Genomic DNA, 1,219 nt, shown 5'->3' on the forward strand with positions numbered 1-1,219 from the left:
GGATGGCTGCTTCTAAGCCAACCTCCTGGTTGTCTCTGCGACTCCACATCCTTTCCCACTTAGCGTACGCTTAGGGGCCTTAGTCGATGCTCTGGGCTGTTTCCCTCTCGACCATGGAGCTTATCCCCCACAGTCTCACTGCCGCGCTCTCACTTACCGGCATTCGGAGTTTGGCTAAGGTCAGTAACCCGGTAGGGCCCATCGCCTATCCAGTGCTCTACCTCCGGCAAGAAACACACGACGCTGCACCTAAATGCATTTCGGGGAGAACCAGCTATCACGGAGTTTGATTGGCCTTTCACCCCTAACCACAGGTCATCCCCCAGGTTTTCAACCCTGGTGGGTTCGGTCCTCCACGAAGTCTTACCTCCGCTTCAACCTGCCCATGGCTAGATCACTCCGCTTCGGGTCTTGAGCGTGCTACTAAAACGCCCTATTCGGACTCGCTTTCGCTACGGCTTCCCCACACGGGTTAACCTCGCAACACACCGCAAACTCGCAGGCTCATTCTTCAAAAGGCACGCAGTCACGACTGCATGTGCAAGCACACACAGCGACGCTCCCACGGCTTGTAGGCACACGGTTTCAGGTACTATTTCACTCCGCTCCCGCGGTACTTTTCACCATTCCCTCACGGTACTATCCGCTATCGGTCACCAGGGAATATTTAGGCTTAACGGGTGGTCCCGCCAGATTCACACGGGATTTCTCGGGCCCCGTGCTACTTGGGTGTCTCTCAAACGAGCCGTCAATGTTTCAGCTACGGGGGTCTTACCCTCTACGCCGGACCTTTCGCATGTCCTTCGCCTACATCAACGGTTTCTGACTCGTCTCACAGCCGGCAGACTATGAAAGAGAGATCCCACAACCCCACATGCGCAACCCCTGCCGGGTATCACACGCATACGGTTTGGCCTCATCCAGTTTCGCTCGCCACTACTCCCGGAATCACGGTTGTTTTCTCTTCCTGAGGGTACTGAGATGTTTCACTTCCCCTCGTTCCCTCCACACTGCCTATGTGTTCAGCAGCGGGTGACAGCCCATGACGACTGCCGGGTTTCCCCATTCGGACACCCCCGGATCAAAGCTCGGTTGACAGCTCCCCGGGGCCTATCGTGGCCTCCCACGTCCTTCATCGGTTCCTGGTGCCAAGGCATCCACCGTGCGCCCTTAAAAACTTGGCCACAGATGCTCGCGTCCACTGTGCAGTTCTCAAGCA

1 rRNA gene (only partly in view) is annotated in these 1,219 nt (G+C 56.6%); it reads right to left on the bottom strand.

The features are described 5' to 3' along the window. A 23S ribosomal RNA gene (locus tag ACZ3IC_RS34000) occupies positions 1-1,184 on the bottom strand (it extends 2,040 nt beyond the left edge of the window). Positions 1,185-1,219 lie beyond the last annotated feature (35 nt).

It is taken from the genome of Streptomyces sp. NPDC002958 (genome assembly GCF_055563255.1).